The organism is Peterkaempfera bronchialis (assembly GCF_003258605.2).
Classification (GTDB): domain Bacteria; phylum Actinomycetota; class Actinomycetes; order Streptomycetales; family Streptomycetaceae; genus Peterkaempfera; species Peterkaempfera bronchialis.
This window is the reverse complement of record NZ_CP031264.1, coordinates 4,881,275-4,899,430: the sequence shown is the minus strand read 5'-3', so window position 1 is coordinate 4,899,430 and position 18,156 is coordinate 4,881,275. Positions and strand designations below refer to the sequence as shown.

The window sequence follows — 18,156 nt, the reverse complement described above, 5'->3', positions numbered from 1 at the left end:
CGGCGGCGGTCGGCCGCCGCGCCTCACCACGGTAGGGCGCCGACCCGCCCGGGCAGATTGGCCGCCGAGGAGTACCCGGCCGCCCGGACACTCCGCAGCGGCGTACACGACCAGGGCGGATGGGCCCCACCGGTCAGCGGTCGCCGGCCCGCAGCGCCAGCCAGAGCTCCATGCGCACATCGGTGTCGTCCAGCGACCGGCCCAGCAGCTCCTCCACCCGGCGCATCCGGTACCGCAGCGTGTGCCGATGCACCCCCAGGTCGGCCGCCGCCGCGTCCCACTGGCCGTGCCGCGACAGCCAGGCCCGCAGCGAAGCCTCCAGATCGCCGCGCGCGGTACGGTCATGCTCCCGCAGCGGCCGCAGCAGCCCCTCCGCGAACGCGGCCACCGCCTCGTCACCCAGCAGCGGCAGCAGCGACCCCGCCCCCACCTCGTCGTGGTCCACCACCCGCCGCCCGCCGCGCAGCGCCACCGCCAGCGCCCGCTCCGCCTGGGCGAACGCCGCCCCCGCCTGCTCCATCCCGGCCGACGCCGAGACGCCCAGCGTCACCGCCTCGTCCTGCTCCGCCGCCGTCAGGCAGTCCCGGTGCACCGCGCCGCCGTCCGGGACCAGCAGCACCAGCCGCTCCTCCGGCCCCGACCGCTCCCGGGCCACCAGCAGCCGCTCCCCCGCCCGCCGCGCCGCCTGCTCCGCCCGGTCGGCGAGGTCCGCCAGCGGGTCCTCGTCCCCCTGCGCGCCCTCCGGCGGCTGCGCCAGCAGCACCCGCACCGCGCCCTCCGGCAGGCCCCCGTACAGCACCGCCGCCACCTCGCGCGCGGTCGCCGCCTCCCCGGCCAGCACCAGCCGCAGCAGCGCCGTACCCATCCGCTCCTCGGCCCGGCGCAGCTCCCGGGAGCGCTCCAGGGTGAGGGTGAGCAGCGCCACCGCCGCGTTGAGCACATAGCGCTCGGTGGGGCTCAGCCGGTCCTCGGTGCCGACCGCCAGAAAGCCGCGCGGGCGGCGGTCCGCGCCCAGCGACTGGAGCACCACAAAGTCCTCGTCGGCGGTGTCCACCCCGCCGGGCCGCCCCTGCAGCGCGGCGCTCGACGGAGCCGGACGGCGGCGCAGCCGGTCCACCTCCCCGGCCAGCCGGGACGCCCGCCGGGCCGCCCAGTCCGGCGCCACCACCGACAGCGCGCCCGAGGCGTCGTACAGCGCCGCCCAGCCGCCCAGCCGCCCGGCCAGCCGGCGGACCACGGCGGCTGTGCCGCCCTTGCCGAGCGCCGCCCGGGTGAGCTCCTCCTGCGCCTCGAAGCTGGTGGTGACCGCCTCGTACTGCTCGGCGGCCAGCGCCGCCGACACCGCCTTGCTGATCGCGATGAACGGGGTCGGCTGCGGCACCCGCAGCAGCGGCAGCCCGCGCTCTGCCGCCGCCTCCACCAGCGGCTGCGGCACCTCGCTGTGGGAGAGGCCGACGCCCATGCCCAGGCCCACCACCCCGGCGTCGGCGAGCCGGTGCACATAGGCCCGCAGCGCCGCGTCACCACGACCCGGTCCGTCCGGGCCGTCCGGGCCGCCGAGCTTGATCCCGGTGGTGAGCAGCAGCTCTCCCCCCTCCAGGAACGGTGTGGGGTCGTCCAGTTCACTGGTGTGCACCCAGCGCACCGGCCGGTCGAGCTGGTCCTCGCCGGCGAGGACGGTCAGGTGCAGGGAGGAGTTGCGGACCAGGGAGGCGAGGGTCGGGGGCATGGCACCTTCGGAGAGCGCGCCGCACCGCCCGTCGCGGCACCGCATCCTCGCGGCACCGGCGGTGCGGCACGGTCGTCGGAAACGGGACAGGACGTGCGGCTACGACACGATTATGGACGCCCCGGACAACCACTGCCACGGAGTCCTCCGCTGCGGCACGACCCGGCCCGGTCAGCTCCGCAGATCGACCAGCAGCGGCGGCACCTGAGCACCCTCCACGCTGGTCAGCGACACCACCGCATGACCGGTCGGCAGGGCGTGCGCCAGGTCGGAGGGCGACCACAGCTGGCGCTCCACGGACCGGGTGGTCACGCTCTCCGTCTGCACGGGGGTACCGGCCAGCAGTCCCCGGAAGGCACGGGCGGAGCGGCGCAGCAGCCCGCCGGAGGTGTCCGGGGTCTGGGTGACCGCCTTCTCCTGCACCCAGACGGTGCCCCATGCCTCCGCGAAGAGCCTGCCGTCCCACGGCGCGATCCCGGGGAAGGCCATCCGGCAGCCGACCGCGCCGAAGAGCGGCGTCCGCAGCGTCTCCGGCAGGTCCGCGAGGCTGCGCAGGGTCAGCAGCGCGCCCGCGTTGGCGCCGCGCATCCGCTGCAACCCGCGCACCGTGTGGCCGTCGACCGCCGCCGCGGCGTCGTCCACCACCAGCCCGGCGAAGAGCGACCGGTCCTGCCGCCCGCACGCCGCCTGCACAAACTGCGCCACCACCAGCCGGGCCAGCATCCGCGCCGCCTCCGGATGGCTCTGCTCGGGGAGCTTCACCCGCACCCGCAGCGGATGGTCCAGCGCCCGCATCGCAAACGGCGGCTTCTCCCGGCCCAGCTCCGGCTCCGACGGATTGAAGCAGCCCGCGAAGGCCGGCCGGTCCAGCAGCGCCAGCCGGTCCGCCAGCAGCGTCCCCGGGTCGTCGGCCCGGCCGTGCTGCCGCTCCCGCTGCTGGAGGTCATGGCGGTGCGCCTCCAGCCGGCCGGCCGCCCGCAGCGCCTCGTACAGGCCCGACCAGGCCGGTGCCTCGCCCAGCAGCAGATCGCGCAGCTCCTGCACCCCGGGGTGGCGCCCATGCGCCGCCCGGAAGGGGCCCACCACCTGCTGCACCGTCGCCCGGGCACCCTCGGCCCGCAGCGCCAGCTCGTCCGGCAGCAGCGCGTCGGCCAGCCGGGCGGCGGCCTCGTCGGTGTTCTGCGTGGCGCCGTAGAGGTCCAGCCCATACGCCGAGTCCGGGTCGCCGGGGGCGATCACCACGTCGTACGACGCATCCGGCCCCAGGTCGGCGTCGGCCGCCCCGACCACGACCACGCAGGCGGTGTTGGCCAGCGCCTGGAGGCAGAGCGCCTCGGCCACCGGACGCACCAGCAGTGCCGACTTCCCGGTGCCCGCCGGTCCGACCGCCAGCAGCGACGTCCCCAGCAGCGCGGGGTCCAGGGCGAACCCCGCCCCCCGGTGCGTCACCGGGTTCTTCGGCACATCCTGCGCCACCCCGAGCCGCACCTGGCGGGCCAGCAGATCATGCTCGGCCCACCGCCGGTCCAGGTCACGCGCCGCCGACGGGTGCGCACAGGCGGCACCCCCGCGCCCGGCCACCTCCTCGGCGAACTGCCGCAGCCGCCCCGGGTCGGCGACCACCCCCTGCCACGCCCGCCGGATCCGCACATAGTCCACATCCCCGACGGCCCCGCGCCGGGTCTCCTCGTCCAGCCGCCACACCCCGGCCTGCTCCCCGGCCCCCCGCATCCCCTCCCACGGGTCCACCTCCGCCACGCCCGGCACCCCCGGCCCGTCCCCCGGCTCCGGCCGCTCATGGGTGACCAGCCGGGACAGCGCGGGAGCGGCATACCGCCGCCAGACTTCCTTCCAGCGCCCCATCCGCCCGAAGATCCAGACAAGGACCGCGATCATGGCTGCCTGAAGGGCCCCCTGGACCAGTACATAGGGGCTGGTCCAGCCATCCGCGCTCAGGCGGTCCAGATGGAAGACCCAGCCCAGGACCTGGAAGACCACCGGTCCGCCGTACAGGAACACCACCCAGGCCACCACCAGGTTGAGCGCCCCCCTGGCCAGCAGTGTGCGGCCCGGGACGGCGGCGCTGCCGGGTTCGGTCTCCTGCCGCTTGGGCACATGCCCCAGCCCGTACACCCCCGGGATGCCGCCGACACGCGGCGTGGCCAGCCAGGACCGCAGGTCGAAGGGGCCGCCGGACGGGCGGCCGGGGCTGTGGGGGGGCCGCGGCGGCGGGTCCTTGCGGGCCCCGGGGAGGAACGGCGGCTCGGACACCGGGGGCTCGCCGCCGGTCCGCTGTCCGTACGTGCCGTCCAGTCCCATCGCGGCCCCGCTCCCTCGCCCGTCTCCACCCGCCGGCGCACCCCACCGACCAGCCCCGACTCAATGTAGTGGAGGCGGCACGCCCGGGTGAGAGGCTCGCGGAAGCGGATCAGGCGGAGCGGCGATGTCCGGCGGGGCCAACTCGGAAGCCCCACTACGCCCCAGTGGCGTATGCAGCCCCCGTGAAGCGGGCCTTAGCCTGCACCCAAGAGAGCCGAAATCCGCGGCCCGCCCCGTACGTCTGGAGAACTCCATGAGCGCTGCTCCGTCCAGCGCCGGGCAGCTGCCCGGCGGCCCGTCGCTCCCGCAGGAGCGCCGCCTTGTCACCGCGATCCCCGGCCCCAAGTCGCAGGAACTCAACGCCCGCAAGTCCGCCGCCGTCGCGGCCGGCGTGGGCACCACCCTGCCGATCTACATCACCCGCGCGGGCGGCGGCGTGGTGGAGGACGTCGACGGCAACTCGCTGATCGACTTCGGCTCGGGCATCGCCGTCACCAACGTCGGCAACGCCGCCGAGGCCGTGGTGAGCCGTGCCTCGGAGCAGCTGGCCGCCTTCACCCACACCTGCTTCATGGTCACCCCGTACGAGGGCTATGTCGCGGTGGCCGAGCAGCTCAACGCGCTGACGCCGGGCGACCACGAGAAGCGGAGCGCGCTCTTCAACTCCGGCGCCGAGGCCGTCGAGAACGCCGTGAAGATCGCCCGCGCCTACACCAAGCGCAGCGCCGTCGTGGTGTTCGACCACGGCTACCACGGCCGCACCAACCTCACCATGGCGCTCACCGCCAAGAACATGCCGTACAAGCAGGGCTTCGGCCCGTTCGCCCCCGAGGTGCACCGGGTCCCGGTGGCCTACCCGTACCGCTGGCTGACCGGCGCCGAGAACTGCGCCGCCGAGGCCGCCGCACAGGCCATCGACCTCATCAACAAGCAGATCGGCGCCGAGAACGTCGCCGCGATCATCATCGAGCCCATCCTGGGCGAGGGCGGCTTCATCGAGCCCGCCAAGGGCTTCCTGCCCGCGATCGTGGAGTTCGCCAAGGCCAACGGCATCGTCTTCGTGGCCGACGAGATCCAGACCGGCTTCTGCCGCACCGGCCAGTGGTTCGCCTGTGAGGACGAGGGCATCGTCCCCGACCTGATCACCACTGCCAAGGGCATCGCCGGCGGCCTGCCGCTGGCCGCCGTGACCGGCCGCGCCGAAATCATGGACGCCGCGCACTCCGGCGGCCTGGGCGGCACCTACGGCGGCAACCCGGTGGCCTGCGCCGCCGCACTGGGCTCCATCGAGACCATGAAGGAGCTCGACCTCACCGCGAAGGCGCAGCGGATCGGCGAGATCATGCTGGGCCGCCTGCGGGAGCTCCAGGAGAAGTACGCCCACTCCGACACCGTGCGGATCGGCGACATCCGGGGCCGGGGCGCCATGATCGCGGTCGAGCTGGTCAAGCCGGGCGGCAAGGAGCCCCACCCGGAGGCCACCGCCGCCATCGCCAAGGCATGCCACGCCGAGGGGCTGGTCACCCTCACCGCCGGCACCTACGGCAATGTGCTGCGCTTCCTGCCCCCGCTGGTCATCCCGGAGCACCTGCTCCTCGAAGGCCTGGACATCCTTGAGGGTGCCTTCGCCTCGCTCTGACCTGCCGGTCCGACCCTCGGCTCACGCGGGGTGGAGGTTGTACTCCGCACGGTGAAGATGCTGTGCCGACCCCGTGTTCCGCGACCGGAACGCCGGATCGGTGTCGTAATGTCATGGCAGATGGAGAACGAGCAACCGTCGGTGATGTCTCCTACCGAGACCAGCTGGCGATCCACCTCCGAGGACAACCCGGCGGACTCCGGTCCGCCGCCGCAGAGCCGATCGACCGACCGCCCGGCCCACACCCCCCGGGACGTGCGGAACGGCGATCACCCCAGCCGCCCCGGAACTCTCCCCCCTGTTCCGGGGCGGCTGCCTCGTCTGCTCGCCCCCTGGGTGCCCCTGGTCCTGCTGGCCCTGCTGCTCGCCATCAGCTGGCAGGTGGCCGGCCACGGCCCGCTGCTGCGGATCGACGACCAGGTCCGCGACGCCATCGCCCGCACCGACGGGGCACTTCCGGCACAGACCGTGCGGCCCGCCGCCGACCACATCGCCCAGCTGCTCTCCGACCTGGGCGGCTCACTGGTCGCCATCCCCTTCCTGCTGGCCTGCTCCCTGCTGTCCACCTGGCGGTCGCTGCGTGGCCGCGTACCCCGGTGGTGGCTCCCCGTCGCCGCAGCCGCGCTGACCTCGCTGCTCATCCCGCTGCTGGTGGTCCCGGCCAAGGCATACTTCGCCCGCCCCGGTCCGGACGGCCTGGTGCTGCTGCCCGACCAGTGGGGCTGGTACCCCTCGGGCCACACCGCCACCGCCGCCATCGCCTATGGCACCTCGGCACTGCTGCTGGCCCGGGCCACCGTCCGCAGCGGGGTACGGACCGCCCTCCGGGCGGGGGCGCTGCTGCTCGGCACGGGCGTGGGTGCGGGCCTGATGTGGTGCGACTACCACTGGTTCCTGGACGTGGTCGCGAGCTGGTGCCTGTCGGGCCTGGTGCTCTGGACCCTCGGCCGCCTGCTGCCCCGGCTCGCCGATCGCGGCTGACCCGGGCCCCGCTGTCGGGTGTCAAGCCTCCCACCTCGGGTAGCCGCCCAAGGAACAGCCAAGGGAAGCAAGCGCAGAACGAGGCGAGTGACATGCTTTTGCTGGGACTGCTGCTGGCCGCAGCGACGGCCGCATTTGTCGGACTGCTGATCGCCTACAACCTGTCGAGCGGACCCGGGTACACCGTGACCATGTTCGGCCACAACCTCGTCACGCTCAACCACCTCGGGGCCTTTCTGGCCGGCATCGCGCTGACGCTGGTGTTCGGCCTGGCCCTGGCAATGCTGGCGGCGGGCCTCGCGCATCACCGCCGGAAGAGCGTGCGTCTGCGCGCCGCCCGGAGGGACGCCGCCGTGGCCACCGCACAGCGCGATGAACTGGCCGCGCGGCTCGATGACAGGGGGGACACCACCACCGACCCCACGCTCTCCGGGGCCTCCCGGGACACCCGCTCGGGGGGACGGCATCGGCTGCACCTCTTCGGCCACTGAGCCTTGAGCCTTGGTCCGGGCATGCGAAAGGGCCCCGTAGCCTTCCGGCTACGGGGCCCTCCCGTCAAAGATTGTTCGGCGGCGTCCTACTCTCCCACAGGGTCCCCCCTGCAGTACCATCGGCGCTGTAAGGCTTAGCTTCCGGGTTCGGAATGTAACCGGGCGTTTCCCTCACGCTATGACCACCGAAACACTATGAAGTTGACCCACCGGCAACCGGCACAGGTCATTGCTTCAGAACAACACAGTGGACGCGGAGCAACTATGGACAAGCCCTCGGCCTATTAGTACCGGTCAGCTCCACCCCTCACGAGGCTTCCACACCCGGCCTATCAACCCAGTCGTCTACTGGGAGCCTTACCCACTCAAGGTGGTGGGAGCCCTCATCTCGAAGCAGGCTTCCCGCTTAGATGCTTTCAGCGGTTATCCCTCCCGAACGTAGCCAACCAGCCATGCCCTTGGCAGAACAACTGGCACACCAGAGGTCCGTCCGTCCCGGTCCTCTCGTACTAGGGACAGCCCTTCTCAAGACTCCTACGCGCACAGCGGATAGGGACCGAACTGTCTCACGACGTTCTAAACCCAGCTCGCGTACCGCTTTAATGGGCGAACAGCCCAACCCTTGGGACCTACTCCAGCCCCAGGATGCGACGAGCCGACATCGAGGTGCCAAACCATCCCGTCGATATGGACTCTTGGGGAAGATCAGCCTGTTATCCCCGGGGTACCTTTTATCCGTTGAGCGACGGCGCTTCCACAAGCCACCGCCGGATCACTAGTCCCTGCTTTCGCACCTGCTCGACCCGTCGGTCTCACAGTCAAGCTCCCTTGTGCACTTACACTCAACACCTGATTGCCAACCAGGCTGAGGGAACCTTTGGGCGCCTCCGTTACCCTTTAGGAGGCAACCGCCCCAGTTAAACTACCCACCAGACACTGTCCCTGATCCGGATCACGGACCCAGGTTAGACATCCAGCACGACCAGAGTGGTATTTCAACGATGACTCCACCATGACTGGCGTCACAGCTTCACAGTCTCCCACCTATCCTACACAAGCCGAACCGAACACCAATATCAAGCTATAGTAAAGGTCCCGGGGTCTTTCCGTCCTGCTGCGCGAAACGAGCATCTTTACTCGTAATGCAATTTCACCGGGCCCGTGGTTGAGACAGTCGAGAAGTCGTTACGCCATTCGTGCAGGTCGGAACTTACCCGACAAGGAATTTCGCTACCTTAGGATGGTTATAGTTACCACCGCCGTTTACTGGCGCTTAAGTTCTCAGCTTCGCCACGACGAATCATGACTAACCGGTCCCCTTAACGTTCCAGCACCGGGCAGGCGTCAGTCCGTATACATCGCCTTACGGCTTCGCACGGACCTGTGTTTTTAGTAAACAGTCGCTTCTCGCTGGTCTCTGCGGCCACCACCAGCTCAGAGTGCAAGACCCCTCACCAGCAATGGCCCCCCTTCTCCCGAAGTTACGGGGGCATTTTGCCGAGTTCCTTAACCACGGTTCACCCGAACGCCTCGGTATTCTCTACCTGACCACCTGAGTCGGTTTGGGGTACGGGCCGCCATAGAACTCGCTAGAGGCTTTTCTCGACAGCATAGGATCATCCACTTCACCACAATCGGCTCGGCATCAGGTCTCAGACTATATGCAGGGCGGATTTGCCTACCCCACGTCCTACACCCTTACCCCGGGACAACCACCGCCCGGGCTGGACTACCTTCCTGCGTCACCCCATCGCTCACCTACTACCCTGTTGGACCGGCGGCTCCACCACTCCCCTTTGTCCGAAGACTCCGGGGCGGCTTCACGGCCTTAGCATTCAGAGGTTCAGCGTTGACGCTCTACAGCGGGTACGGGAATATCAACCCGTTGTCCATCGACTACGCCTGTCGGCCTCGCCTTAGGTCCCGACTTACCCTGGGCAGATCAGCTTGACCCAGGAACCCTTGGTCAATCGGCGCAAGAGTTTCCCACTCTTGTATCGCTACTCATGCCTGCATTCTCACTCGTATACCGTCCACGACTGGCTCCCGCCGCCGCTTCACCCGGCACACGACGCTCCCCTACCCACCCACACACCCGTTAAGGCTATTTGTGTGAGTGACACGGCTTCGGCGGTGTACTTGAGCCCCGCTACATTGTCGGCGCGGAATCACTTGACCAGTGAGCTATTACGCACTCTTTCAAGGGTGGCTGCTTCTAAGCCAACCTCCTGGTTGTCTCTGCGACTCCACATCCTTTCCCACTTAGCACACGCTTAGGGGCCTTAGCCGGTGTTCTGGGCTGTTTCCCTCTCGACCACGGAGCTTATCCCCGCAGTCTCACTGCCGCGCTCTCACTTACCGGCATTCGGAGTTTGGCTAAGGTCAGTAACCCGGTGAGGCCCATCGCCTATCCAGTGCTCTACCTCCGGCAAGAAACACACGACGCTGCACCTAAATGCATTTCGGGGAGAACCAGCTATCACGGAGTTTGATTGGCCTTTCACCCCTAACCACAGGTCATCCCCAGGTTTTCAACCCTGGTGGGTTCGGGCCTCCACACGGTCTTACCCGCGCTTCACCCTGCCCATGGCTAGATCACTCCGCTTCGGGTCTTGGGCATGCGACTAAGAACGCCCTGTTCGGACTCGCTTTCGCTACGGCTACCCCACACGGGTTAACCTCGCCACACACCGCAAACTCGCAGGCTCATTCTTCAAAAGGCACGCAGTCACGGCCCGTCAGCAAGCTGACGAACGACGCTCCCACGGCTTGTAGGCACACGGTTTCAGGTACTATTTCACTCCGCTCCCGCGGTACTTTTCACCATTCCCTCACGGTACTATCCGCTATCGGTCACCAGGGAATATTTAGGCTTAGCGGGTGGTCCCGCCAGATTCACACGGGATTTCTCGGGCCCCGTGCTACTTGGGAAACGCACAAGCAAGCCGCACAGATTTCGTCTACGGGGGTCTTACCCTCTACGCCGGGCCTTTCGCATGCCCTTCGACTACCTGTACGGTTTCTGACTCGCCCAGCCGCCGGCAGACGACTGAAGTACGCTCCCACAACCCCGCACGCGCAACCCCTGCCGGGTATCACACACATACGGTTTAGCCTCATCCGGTTTCGCTCGCCACTACTCCCGGAATCACGGTTGTTTTCTCTTCCTGCGGGTACTGAGATGTTTCACTTCCCCGCGTTCCCTCCACACTGCCTATGTGTTCAGCAGCGGGTGACAGCCCATGACGACTGCCGGGTTTCCCCATTCGGACACCCCCGGATCAAAGCTCGGTTGACAGCTCCCCGGGGCCTATCGCGGCCTCCCACGTCCTTCATCGGTTCCTGGTGCCAAGGCATCCACCGTGCGCCCTTAAAAACTTGGCCACAGATGCTCGCGTCCACTGTGCAGTTCTCAAACAACGACCAGCCACCCACCCAGAACAAGCATGGGACCGGCACAACCAGAGGAAACAACCAACCGTTCCCTCAGGACCCAACAGCGCGCCCGACACCACCCAGAACCCCGACCGTTCCACACACCCCCGAAGAGACGCAGTACTGAGAAGAAGCTTCCAGACAGTGCCGAATAGTCAACGTTCCACCCATGAGCAACCGCTCCGAGACACTCGCTCGAAGCCGGCCAATGCTCCTTAGAAAGGAGGTGATCCAGCCGCACCTTCCGGTACGGCTACCTTGTTACGACTTCGTCCCAATCGCTGGTCCCACCTTCGACGGCTCCCTCCCAGAGGGTTGGGCCACCGGCTTCGGGTGTTACCGACTTTCGTGACGTGACGGGCGGTGTGTACAAGGCCCGGGAACGTATTCACCGCAGCATGCTGATCTGCGATTACTAGCGACTCCGACTTCATGGGGTCGAGTTGCAGACCCCAATCCGAACTGAGGCCGGCTTTTTGGGATTCGCTCCACCTCGCGGTATCGCAGCCCATTGTACCGACCATTGTAGCACGTGTGCAGCCCAAGACATAAGGGGCATGATGATTTGACGTCGTCCCCACCTTCCTCCGAGTTGACCCCGGCAGTCTCCTGTGAGTCCCCGACATTACTCGCTGGCAACACAGAACAAGGGTTGCGCTCGTTGCGGGACTTAACCCAACATCTCACGACACGAGCTGACGACAACCATGCACCACCTGTACACCGACCACAAGGGGGCTGACATCTCTGCCAGTTTCCGGTGTATGTCAAGCCTTGGTAAGGTTCTTCGCGTTGCGTCGAATTAAGCCACATGCTCCGCCGCTTGTGCGGGCCCCCGTCAATTCCTTTGAGTTTTAGCCTTGCGGCCGTACTCCCCAGGCGGGGAACTTAATGCGTTAGCTGCGGCACGGACGACGTGGAATGTCGCCCACACCTAGTTCCCAACGTTTACGGCGTGGACTACCAGGGTATCTAATCCTGTTCGCTCCCCACGCTTTCGCTCCTCAGCGTCAGTATCGGCCCAGAGATCCGCCTTCGCCACCGGTGTTCCTCCTGATATCTGCGCATTTCACCGCTACACCAGGAATTCCGATCTCCCCTACCGAACTCTAGCCTGCCCGTATCGAATGCAGACCCGGGGTTAAGCCCCGGGCTTTCACATCCGACGCGACAGGCCGCCTACGAGCTCTTTACGCCCAATAATTCCGGACAACGCTCGCACCCTACGTATTACCGCGGCTGCTGGCACGTAGTTAGCCGGTGCTTCTTCTGCAGGTACCGTCACTTGCGCTTCTTCCCTGCTGAAAGAGGTTTACAACCCGAAGGCCGTCATCCCTCACGCGGCGTCGCTGCATCAGGCTTTCGCCCATTGTGCAATATTCCCCACTGCTGCCTCCCGTAGGAGTCTGGGCCGTGTCTCAGTCCCAGTGTGGCCGGTCGCCCTCTCAGGCCGGCTACCCGTCGTCGCCTTGGTAGGCCATCACCCCACCAACAAGCTGATAGGCCGCGGGCTCATCCTGCACCGCCGGAGCTTTCCACGCACACCCCATGCGGAGGTACGTCGTATCCGGTATTAGCACCGGTTTCCCGGTGTTGTCCCAGAGTGCAGGGCAGATTGCCCACGTGTTACTCACCCGTTCGCCACTGATCCACCCCGAAGGGCTTCACCGTTCGACTTGCATGTGTTAAGCACGCCGCCAGCGTTCGTCCTGAGCCAGGATCAAACTCTCCGTGAATGTCTCATTCGCGGAAGAGCGGCACGGCATCCGGCGGAATAAGCCGGACCCGCGCACAGCGTCCTCGCTGCACTTCATTCAAAGGAACCCAAAGGGTTCAAATATCTGGCGTTGACTTTTGGCACGCTGTTGAGTTCTCAAGGAACGGACGCTTCCATCGAAACCCCTTCGGGTTTCTCCGGGCGCTTCCCTTCTTGTGTCTCCAGCTTATCAGATCCGCTGACCGCTTTTCCGACCCCCGCTGGCGGGGCACTGCAATTCCAGAACACCACGCAAAATGAGCATGCTCATCCTGCGCTGGTGTTTCCGGGAGTGCCGCTCCGGGACTCTGTCCCCGCTGAGCGACCTGAGCACTCTATGGCCCGCCCGCGGCAGAGCGCAAATCGGCGGGGCGCCACCCGCTGGGTGGCGCCCCGCCGATCGGACTGTGGGTCAGCTGTTGGTCGGGAAGCCCAGGTTCAGGCCGCCGTGGGAGGGGTCGAGCCAGCGCTGGGTGATGGCCTTGCCCCGGGTGAAGAAGTGGATGCCGTCGGCGCCATAGGCGTGGGTGTCGCCGAAGAGGGACGCCTTCCAGCCACCGAAGGAGTAGTAGGCGACGGGCACCGGGATCGGGACGTTGATGCCGACCATGCCCACCTCCACCTCGTTCTGGAACTTGCGGGCGGCGCCGCCGTCGTTGGTGAAGATGGCGGTGCCATTGCCGTAGGGGTTGGCGTTGATGAGTTCCAGGCCCTCCTCATAGGAGGTGACCCGCACCACCGAGAGCACCGGGCCGAAGATCTCGTCGTTGTAGACGGACATGCCGGGCTTGACGTGGTCGAAGAGGGTGGGGCCGAGCCAGAAGCCGTCCGCCGTGGGCTCGCCGTTGGCGTCGCTCTCGGCGATGGGGTGGCGGCGGCCGTCGACGGCCAGCTCGGCGCCGTCCGCGAGGCCGGAGTCGACATAGGAGGTGACCTTGTCGCGGTGCTGGCCGGTGACCAGGGGGCCCATGTCGGAGTCGCCGTTGCAGCCGGGGCCGACCTTGAGGGTGGCCATCCGCTGCTTGATCTTCTCGACCAGCTCGTCGCCGATGGGGTCCACCGCCACCAGGACGGAGACCGCCATGCAGCGCTCGCCGGCGGCGCCGAAGCCGGCGTTGACGGCGGCGTCGGCGGCGAGGTCCAGGTCGGCGTCGGGGAGGACCAGCATGTGGTTCTTGGCGCCGCCGAGGGCCTGCACGCGCTTGCCGTAGCGGGTGCCGGTCTCGTAGACGTAGCGCGCGATGGGGGTGGAGCCGACAAAGCTGACCGACTTGACGTCGGGGTGCTCCAGCAGGCGGTCGACGGCGACCTTGTCACCGTGGACCACATTGAAGACGCCGTCGGGGAGGCCGGCCTCCTTCCACAGCTCGGCCAGGAAGATCGCGGCGGACGGGTCCTTCTCGGAGGGCTTCACCACGACCGCGTTGCCTGCGGCGATGGCGAGCGGGAAGAACCACATCGGCACCATGGCCGGGAAGTTGAACGGCGAGATGATCGAGACGACACCGAGCGGCTGGCGGATCGAGTAGACGTCGACGCCGGTCGATGCCTGCTCGGTGAAGCCGCCCTTGGTCAGCTGCGGTACGCCGCACGCGTACTCCACGACCTCCTGGCCACGGGCGATCTCGCCGAGCGCGTCCGAGTGCACCTTGCCGTGCTCGGAGACGATGATCGCGGCAAGCTCGTCCTTGCGGGCGTTGAGCAGCTCGCGGAAGGCGAAGAGCACCTGGGTGCGCTTGGCGATCGAGGTGTGCCGCCAACTGGCGCACGCCTCCACGGCCGCGCTGACCGCCTGGTCCACCTCGGCGATCTCGGCGAAGTCCACCTGCCCGCTGACCTTGCCGGTCGCCGGGTCGAAGATGTCGCCGCGGCGCGGTGCGGCGCCGGCGGTGGCGACCGGGGCGCCCCCGATCCAGTGGGTGATGTGCTTGCTCAAGGTCGTCTGCCTCCGAAGTCGCGCGCGGCCTGCGGTACGGGCGGATCGCGGGGAATGCCTCGCGGTGTCCAGTCTCCGGCGGACCGGCGCCCCGCTCAACGAGCACAGTGACGCCGGATCCGCCGAGTGCCTTACAGGTCGTCGGCCGGGCCGGGGGGAGCGTCGGGGTCGGGGCTGTCGTAGTAGGCGTCGGGGTCCTCGCGCCCCTCCAGGAGGTCCAGCGTGATGTCGTGCGCCCAGGCGAGCGCCCACCGCTTGACCTCGCCCACGTCCTCCACGGCCGTCCCGTACCGCTGGTATGCCTCGTCGTCGAGTCCGGCGAGCTTGTCGAGGCGCTCGGCCAGCGCGCCGGGGCGGAAGTCCTCGTCGAAGGAGGAGGCCATGGCCAGCAGCTCCCCCGGGGTGAACCGGTCGGCCATGGAGTGCACCGTGAGCAGGTCGCCGGGGACGGTGCGGTCGGTGAGGGCGACCAGGGTCATACAGGCGGCGTCCTCTGCGGAGACAAAGGGGACGGGGCTGTCCAGGCCCGCCGCGTCCATCCAGACCGGGGGGTGCGCCAGAGGCTTCTTGACGACGGTGACCCCGATCGGCCGACTCGACGGTTCGTACGGGGGCGTGACCAGCAGGTTCGCCAGCAGCGCGGTGCCCGGCGGCTGCGCTGCGACGACGCAGCCGGCGTCCCGGCAGGCATGGGCGACCGCGTCGGCGATGGCTGCGACGGGGGTGGACTCGCCGGTGGCGAGTTCCAGCTCCTCGGTACGGGGGGCGGGGGTGCCCAGGCCGTGGGCACGGGCCGCCGGTCCGCCGGCGAGGGCCAGGTGGTGGCGTACGCAGACGGGGAGCAGGATCTCCAGCAGCTCGGCGTGGCCGGGCCCGAGGATCGCGGCGGGCTCGTCGGACCGCCCGGTGGGGCGGTGGGCGGACGCGTTCCGTGCAGCCATGGGGTCAGTGTCGCGTATCGCGGCCGGGGTCGGGCGTTTCGGCGAGCGTGGCGGCGGCCTCGTGCAGGGCCAGTTCCAGCGCCACCGGGTCGGTGAGCCGTCCGGAGCCGTCCGGGGCGACCAGCCAGCGCAGCCCGTGTGCGCTGCGGCGCGGGTGCGGGACGGCGACCAGGGTGCCGTCGCCGGCGCCGTGCATCCCGGTGCCGATCCAGCGGGCGGTGGTGCCGGGCGGGACCAGGAAGCCAAGGCTGGAGTCGGCCATGTCGGCCATGTCGGTGGAGTCGGCCGAGTCGGCGGAGCGGGCGAGGACCGGGCCGGGCGAGGTGGGTCGGCGGCGCAGCACCTCCAGGGCGGGTCGGCCGAGGGCGGCGGGGACGGTCAGGACGTCCCAGAGCCGTCCGGCCGGGAGCAGCGCGACTCCCGGGGGGTTGCGGTCCCACTCCCGACGGCATGCCTCGGGGTCGGGTGCGGCGGCTGCCAGCCACCCCGCCGCGCCAGTGGCCCCCGTGCTCTGTCCCATGGCGTCCTCCGCTTCCGCTGGTTCACCTGTGGAATCCCGGTGGTTGCCGGGATTCCACAGGTGAGAGGCCATGGGGGCCGCATCCTTACAGCGGTTGCGCGGGCCGCCGGGAGGCGGGGGCCGGGCGTGGGCTCAGCTGTCGAAGCCGAGGCCGAGCCGGTCCATCGTCTTCAGCCAGAGGTTGCGGCGGCCGGCGCGGTGGTCGGCGCGGTCCAGCGACCACTTGGTGAGTTCGATGCCGGCCCACCGGAAGGGCTCCGGCGGGAAGGGCAGCGGCTTGTCGCGCACCATCGCCAGGGCGGTGCGCTCGGTGCGCTCCCCGGCGAGCAGGTCGAGCATGACCTCGGCGCCGAAGCGGGTGGCGCCGACGCCGAGGCCGGTGTATCCGGCGGCGTAGGCGACCCGGTTGCCGTATGCGGTGCCGAAGAAGGCGGAGAAGCGGGTGCAGGTGTCGATGGCTCCGCCCCAGGTGTGGGTGAAGCGCACCCCTTCGAGCTGCGGGAAGGTCCGGAAGAAGTGCCCGGCCAGCTTGCGGAAGGTCTCGGGGCGCTGGTCGTGCTCGCTCCGTACCCGGCCTCGGTAGTGGTAGACCGCGTCGTAGCCGCCCCAGAGGATGCGGTTGTCGGCGGTCATCCGGAAGTAGTGGAACTGGTTGGCGGAGTCTCCCACGCCCTGCCGGTTGCGCCAGCCGACGGCGGCGAGCTGCTCGGCGTTGAGCGGCTCGGTCATCATGGCGTAGTCGTAGACCGGGACGATGTACGGGCGGACCCGCCGGACCAGGGAGGGGAAGACATTGGTGCCCAGCGCCACGCGGCGGGCGAAGACCCGGCCGTAGGGGGTGCGGACGGCCGTGCCGGTGCCGTTCTCGGCGAGGGCTTCGGCCCGGGTGTGCTCGAAGATGCGCACCCCCTGGTCGAGGCAGGCGCGCTTGAGGCCCCAGGCGAGCTTGGCGGGGTGGAGCATGGCCACGCCGTCCTTGTCCCAGAGGCCGCCGAGGAAGGTCGGCGAGTCGACCTCGGCGCGTACCGCCTCGGTGTCGAGGACGGTGAGGTCGATCCCGTACGCGGCGACCTGTTCGGCCACCTCGTGCAGGTCGTCGAGCTGGTAGGGCTCGGTGGCGACGTCGATCTCGCCGGTCCGCTCCCATTCGCAGTCGATCCGGTGCCGGGTGAGGGCCTCCTCCATGTGCTGGAGGTTCTGGGCGCCCAGTCGCTCCAGCTCGGCGAGTTCGGCGGGCCACCGTTGCAGGCCGTTGCCGAAGCCGTGGGTGAGGCTGGCGGCGCAGAAGCCGCCGTTGCGCCCGGAGGCGGCCCAGCCGATCTCATGGCCCTCCACCAGGACGACGTCCAGCGAGGGGTCGCGCTCCTTGGCGATCAGCGCCGTCCACAGCCCGGAGTAGCCGCCGCCGACCACCAGCAGGTCGCAGTGGATGTCTCCGACGAGTGCGGGGAGGGGCTGGGGCCTGCCGGGATCCTCCAGCCAGAACGGCGTCGGCCTGGCGTCAGCGAGCGAACGGGCGGGATCCATGCATTATCAACTGCCTTCTGCGGTCGGGCTGGTGGGTGTCGTGGGTGGCCCCGGGCGCTCCGCCCGTGGAGAGCGCCCGGGGATGCCGGTGGGTCCGGGGCCTCCGGTCAGCTACGGGCCTTCCGCCGGTTGGCGATGAGCTGGCCGACGAAGGTGAGCAGCACGGCCAGGATGAACATCGCGCTGCCGATGACGTTGATCTGGACGGGGGTGCCGCGCTGGGCCGAGCCCCAGACGAACATCGGGAAGGTGACGGTGGACCCGGAGTTGAACTGGGTGATGACGAAGTCGTCGAAGGAGAGGGCGAAGCTGAGCAGCGCTCCGGCGGCGATGCCGGGGGCGGCCAGCGGCAGGGTGATGCGCAGGAAGGTCTGCGCCGGGGTGGCGTAGAGGTCCTGGGCGGCCTGCTCCAGCCGGGGGTCCATGGACATCACCCGGGCCTTGACGGCGGTCACCACAAAGCTCAGGCAGAACATGATGTGGGCGATGAGGATGGTCCAGAAGCCGAACGCCACCCGCATATTGAGGAAGAGGGTGCCGAGCGAGGCGGCCATCACGATCTCGGGCATGGCCATCGGCAGGAAGATCAGCGCATTGATGGCGGGGCGGCCGCGGAAGCGGTAGCGGACGAGCGCGAAGGCGATCATCGTGCCGAGGATGGTGGCGCAGATGGTGGAGTAGACGGCGATCTGGAGGCTGAGCCCGAGGGAGCCGCAGAGGTCGGCGACCCCGCAGGGGTTCTTCCAGGCGTTGGTGGAGAAGCGCTCCCAGGCGTAGTTGAAGCGGCCGTTGGGCTTGTTGAAGGAGAAGAGCAGCACCACCAGGTTGGGGACGATCATGTACGCGAGCGCCAGGATCGCGGCCATGACCACCAGGTGCCGG

10 protein-coding genes and 3 rRNA genes are annotated in these 18,156 nt (G+C 68.7%); 3 read left to right on the top strand and 10 right to left on the bottom strand.

The genetic code is table 11. The features are described 5' to 3' along the window. Positions 1–133: 133 nt before the first annotated feature. Positions 134–1,729: a PucR family transcriptional regulator gene (locus C7M71_RS21845; protein WP_114914485.1), complete on the bottom strand. Its 1,596-nt coding sequence runs from the start codon at positions 1,727–1,729 to the stop codon at positions 134–136. A gap of 171 nt (positions 1,730–1,900) precedes the next feature. Beyond that, on the bottom strand, positions 1,901–4,048 hold the full coding sequence (locus C7M71_RS21840) for an ATP-binding protein (protein WP_229758841.1): 2,148 nt from the start codon (positions 4,046–4,048) through the stop codon (positions 1,901–1,903). A gap of 253 nt (positions 4,049–4,301) precedes the next feature. On the opposite strand from C7M71_RS21840, the gene gabT reads away from it, so the two are divergent. The 3 genes from gabT to C7M71_RS21825 all read left to right on the top strand — a co-directional run bounded on the left by gabT (position 4,302) and on the right by C7M71_RS21825 (position 7,159). Further along, positions 4,302–5,687, top strand: coding sequence for a 4-aminobutyrate--2-oxoglutarate transaminase (gabT, locus tag C7M71_RS21835; protein WP_111494366.1), 1,386 nt, complete (start codon positions 4,302–4,304; stop codon positions 5,685–5,687). Between the two features lie 336 nt (positions 5,688–6,023). After that, a complete protein-coding gene (locus C7M71_RS21830; protein ID WP_162824328.1) occupies positions 6,024–6,668 on the top strand; it encodes a phosphatase PAP2 family protein in 645 nt (214 codons plus the stop codon). A 92-nt stretch (positions 6,669–6,760) separates the two neighbouring features. Further along, positions 6,761–7,159 carry a hypothetical protein gene (locus C7M71_RS21825; protein WP_229758840.1) on the top strand — a complete coding sequence of 133 codons (399 nt, stop codon included), beginning with the start codon at positions 6,761–6,763 and terminating at the stop codon, positions 7,157–7,159. Positions 7,160–7,232: 73 nt separating this feature from the next. On the opposite strand, the gene rrf is transcribed toward C7M71_RS21825, so the two are convergent. The 8 genes from rrf to C7M71_RS21785 form a co-directional block, all read right to left on the bottom strand. Beyond that, positions 7,233–7,349 (bottom strand): 5S ribosomal RNA (gene rrf / locus C7M71_RS21820). 74 nt (positions 7,350–7,423) lie between these two features. Beyond that, positions 7,424–10,543: ribosomal RNA gene (locus C7M71_RS21815) — 23S ribosomal RNA — on the bottom strand. A 270-nt stretch (positions 10,544–10,813) separates the two neighbouring features. Beyond that, positions 10,814–12,330 (bottom strand): 16S ribosomal RNA (locus C7M71_RS21810). Together the 16S, 23S and 5S rRNA genes form the textbook arrangement of a ribosomal RNA operon. Before the next feature lie 432 nt (positions 12,331–12,762). After that, positions 12,763–14,286, bottom strand: coding sequence for a CoA-acylating methylmalonate-semialdehyde dehydrogenase (locus tag C7M71_RS21805; protein WP_111492267.1), 1,524 nt, complete (start codon positions 14,284–14,286; stop codon positions 12,763–12,765). A 131-nt stretch (positions 14,287–14,417) separates the two neighbouring features. Continuing rightward, the gene (locus C7M71_RS21800) at positions 14,418–15,227 is read right to left on the bottom strand and encodes a hypothetical protein (RefSeq protein WP_111492268.1); all 810 of its coding nucleotides are present in this window, start codon (positions 15,225–15,227) and stop codon (positions 14,418–14,420) included. Between the two features lie 4 nt (positions 15,228–15,231). Then, positions 15,232–15,747 (bottom strand): hypothetical protein, encoded by a 516-nt coding sequence (locus tag C7M71_RS21795; protein WP_111492269.1) that lies wholly within the window; start codon positions 15,745–15,747, stop codon positions 15,232–15,234. Between the two features lie 132 nt (positions 15,748–15,879). Continuing rightward, positions 15,880–17,274, bottom strand: a complete 1,395-nt coding sequence (locus tag C7M71_RS21790) for an NAD(P)/FAD-dependent oxidoreductase (protein WP_111492270.1) — start codon at positions 17,272–17,274, stop codon at positions 15,880–15,882. Between the two features lie 107 nt (positions 17,275–17,381). After that, a complete protein-coding gene (locus C7M71_RS21785; RefSeq protein WP_229759191.1) occupies positions 17,382–18,140 on the bottom strand; it encodes an ABC transporter permease in 759 nt (252 codons plus the stop codon). Positions 18,141–18,156 lie beyond the last annotated feature (16 nt).

What these genes read in the sequence shown, in the direction of transcription:
- C7M71_RS21845 (WP_114914485.1), bottom strand. Translation starts at nt 1,729, where the DNA reads ATGCCCCCGACCCTCGCCTCCCTGGTCCGCAACTCCTCCCTGCACCTG.
- C7M71_RS21840 (WP_229758841.1), bottom strand. Translation starts at nt 4,048, where the DNA reads ATGGGACTGGACGGCACGTACGGACAGCGGACCGGCGGCGAGCCCCCG.
- gabT (WP_111494366.1), top strand. Translation starts at nt 4,302, where the DNA reads ATGAGCGCTGCTCCGTCCAGCGCCGGGCAGCTGCCCGGCGGCCCGTCG.
- C7M71_RS21825 (WP_229758840.1), top strand. Translation starts at nt 6,761, where the DNA reads ATGCTTTTGCTGGGACTGCTGCTGGCCGCAGCGACGGCCGCATTTGTC.
- C7M71_RS21800 (WP_111492268.1), bottom strand. Translation starts at nt 15,227, where the DNA reads ATGGCTGCACGGAACGCGTCCGCCCACCGCCCCACCGGGCGGTCCGAC.
- C7M71_RS21795 (WP_111492269.1), bottom strand. Translation starts at nt 15,747, where the DNA reads ATGGGACAGAGCACGGGGGCCACTGGCGCGGCGGGGTGGCTGGCAGCC.
- C7M71_RS21790 (WP_111492270.1), bottom strand. Translation starts at nt 17,274, where the DNA reads ATGGATCCCGCCCGTTCGCTCGCTGACGCCAGGCCGACGCCGTTCTGG.
- C7M71_RS21785 (WP_229759191.1), bottom strand. Translation starts at nt 18,140, where the DNA reads ATGGCCGCGATCCTGGCGCTCGCGTACATGATCGTCCCCAACCTGGTG.